Here is a 3,416-nt window from a genome sequence, read left to right as displayed (position 1 = left end):
AGTGGGTGTGTTGTTTGAGAACTGCACAGTGGACGCGAGCATCTTTGTTTGTAAGTGTTTAAGAGCGTACGGTGGATGCCTTGGCACCAGGAGCCGATGAAGGACGTAGGAGGCTGCGATAAGCCTCGGGGAGCTGTCAACCGAGCTGAGATCCGAGGATTTCCGAATGGGGAAACCCAGCACGAGTGATGTCGTGTTACCCGCATCTGAATATATAGGGTGTGTGGAGGGAACGTGGGGAAGTGAAACATCTCAGTACCCACAGGAAGAGAAAACAATAGTGATTCCGTGAGTAGTGGCGAGCGAAAGCGGATGAGGCTAAACCAGTTGGATGTGATAGACGGCAGTTGTTGTCCATCTGGGGTAGTGGGATCATTCTTCTCAGTTCTGCCGAGCTGAGCAACAGTCATAAACCGTTGTGTTAGTTGAAGTGGTCTGGAACGGCCTGCCATAGACGGTGATAGTCCGGTAAGCGAAAACTCAACGGCTGTTGTGGATGTCTCCCGAGTAGCAGCGGGCCCGTGAAATCTGCTGTGAATCTGCCGGGACCACCCGGTAAGCCTGAATACTCCCTGGTGACCGATAGCGGACTAGTACCGTGAGGGAAAGGTGAAAAGTACCCCGGGAGGGGAGTGAAATAGTACCTGAAACCGTGCGCTTACAATCCGTCAGGGCCTGCGAGTGACTTGTCACTGTGGGTGATGGCGTGCCTTTTGAAGAATGAGCCTGCGAGTTAGTGGCATGTGGCGAGGTTAACCCGTGTGGGGTAGCCGTAGCGAAAGCGAGTCCGAATAGGGCGTTTTGAGTCGCGTGTTCTAGACCCGAAGCGGAGTGATCTACCCATGGCCAGGGTGAAGCGACGGTAAGACGTCGTGGAGGCCCGAACCCACTTAGGTTGAAAACTGAGGGGATGAGCTGTGGGTAGGGGTGAAAGGCCAATCAAACTCCGTGATAGCTGGTTCTCCCCGAAATGCATTTAGGTGCAGCGTCACGTGTTTCACGCCGGAGGTAGAGCTACTGGATGGTCTAGGGGGCCTACAAGCTTACCGAAATCAGCCAAACTCCGAATGCCGGTGTGTGAGAGCGTGGCAGTGAGACTGCGGGGGATAAGCTTCGTAGTCGAGAGGGAAACAGCCCAGATCGCCGGCTAAGGCCCCTAAGCGTGTACTAAGTGGAAAAGGATGTGGAGTCGCGAAGACAACCAGGAGGTTGGCTTAGAAGCAGCCACCCTTGAAAGAGTGCGTAATAGCTCACTGGTCAAGTGATTCTGCGCCGACAATGTAGCGGGGCTCAAGTACACCGCCGAAGCCGCGGCATTCACACAATACATCCGCCGCAGATTACGGTTTGTGGTGCAGTGGTGTGGATGGGTAGGGGAGCGTCCTACAGCCATGGAAGCAGCAGCGTGAGCTAGTTGTGGAGGCTGTGGGAGTGAGAATGCAGGCATGAGTAGCGAAAGACGAGTGAGAAACTCGTCCGCCGAATGACCAAGGGTTCCTGGGCCAGGTTAATCCGCCCAGGGTGAGTCGGGACCTAAGGCGAGGCCGACAGGCGTAGTCGATGGACAACGGGTTGATATTCCCGTACCCGTGTATCCGCGCCCAATGGCGAATCAGTGGTGCTAAGTATCCAAAAGCGGATGGACTCCCTTCGGGGAGCTGGAAGTGGCTGCATACGACCCCTGCTGTAGTAGTCAAGCGATGGGGTGACGCAGGAAGGTAGCTGGGCCAGTCAGTGGTTGTACTGGTGTAAGCCTGTAGGGCGTTGTGTAGGCAAATCCGCACAACATGTGCCTGAGAGGTGATGCGTAGCCGATTGAGGTGAATTCAGTGATCCTATGCTGCCGAGAAAAGCCTCTAGTGAGTTGGTACACGGCCCGTACCCCAAACCGACACAGGTGGTCAGGTAGAGAATACTGAGGCGATCGAGAGAACTGTGGTTAAGGAACTCGGCAAAATGCCCCCGTAACTTCGGGAGAAGGGGGACCATGTCTGGTGACGGCTTTTGCAGCCTGAGCTGGGGGTGGTCGCAGAGACCAGAGAGAAGCGACTGTTTACTAAAAACACAGGTCCGTGCGAAGTCGTAAGACGATGTATACGGACTGACGCCTGCCCGGTGCCGGAAGGTTAAGAGGACCGGTTAGCCAGTAATGGCGAAGCTGAGAATTTAAGCCCCGGTAAACGGCGGTGGTAACTATAACCATCCTAAGGTAGCGAAATTCCTTGTCGGGTAAGTTCCGACCTGCACGAATGGCGTAACGACTTCTCTGCTGTCTCAACCACAGACTCGGCGAAATTGCATTACGAGTAAAGATGCTCGTTACGCGCGGCAGGACGAAAAGACCCCGGGACCTTCACTATAGCTTGGTATTGGTGTTCGGTACGGTTTGTGTAGGATAGGTGGGAGACTGTGAAGCGGGCACGCCAGTGTTTGTGGAGTCGTCGTTGAAATACCACTCTGATCGTATTGGACCTCTAACCTCGGGCCATGATCTGGTTCAGGGACAGTGCCTGGTGGGTAGTTTAACTGGGGCGGTTGCCTCCTAAAATGTAACGGAGGCGCCCAAAGGTTCCCTCAGCCTGGTTGGCAATCAGGTGTCGAGTGCAAGTGCACAAGGGAGCTTGACTGTGAGAGTGACAGCTCGAGCAGGGACGAAAGTCGGGACTAGTGATCCGGCACCGGCAAGTGGAAGCGGTGTCGCTCAACGGATAAAAGGTACCCCGGGGATAACAGGCTGATCTTCCCCAAGAGTCCATATCGACGGGATGGTTTGGCACCTCGATGTCGGCTCGTCGCATCCTGGGGCTGGAGTAGGTCCCAAGGGTTGGGCTGTTCGCCCATTAAAGCGGCACGCGAGCTGGGTTTAGAACGTCGTGAGACAGTTCGGTCTCTATCCGCCGCGCGCGTCAGAAACTTGAGGAAGGCTGTCCCTAGTACGAGAGGACCGGGACGGACGAACCTCTGGTGTGCCAGTTGTCCTGCCAAGGGCACTGCTGGTTAGCTACGTTCGGAAGGGATAACCGCTGAAAGCATCTAAGCGGGAAGCCTGTTCCAAGATGAGGTTTCTCACCACCTCGAGTGGTTAAGGCCCCCTACAGACCATGGGGTTGATAGGCCAGAACTGGAAGCCCGGTAACGGGTGTAGGTGACTGGTACTAATAGGCCGAGGACTTACCAACGAAGAAGCTACGCGTCCACTGTGCGGTATCTGAAACAACACACAGACACTGCAGCAGACAACGACAGGATCATGGTCCTGAAGGTTGTCGCGTGTGTGTGGATAGTTTCATAGAGTTACGGCGGCTATAGCGGTGGGGAAACGCCCGGTCCCATTCCGAACCCGGAAGCTAAGGCCACCAGCGCCGATGGTACTGCACTCGACAGGGTGTGGGAGAGTAGGACACCGCCGGAACATC

Annotated in this window: 2 rRNA genes; both read left to right on the top strand. The window is 55.3% G+C overall.

The features are described 5' to 3' along the window. The first annotated feature begins 48 nt into the window (after positions 1 to 48). Positions 49 to 3,179, top strand: a 23S ribosomal RNA gene (locus ACFYOW_RS49245). Positions 3,180 to 3,295: 116 nt separating this feature from the next. Then, positions 3,296 to 3,412, top strand: a 5S ribosomal RNA gene (gene rrf / locus ACFYOW_RS49240). The last annotated feature ends 4 nt before the right edge of the window (positions 3,413 to 3,416 follow it).

The organism is Nocardia sp. NPDC006982, from assembly GCF_042869435.1.
In the GTDB taxonomy this organism is placed as follows: domain Bacteria; phylum Actinomycetota; class Actinomycetes; order Mycobacteriales; family Mycobacteriaceae; genus Nocardia.
Note: the sequence above shows the minus strand (reverse complement) of the source record. Positions and strands in the feature narration are given on the sequence as shown.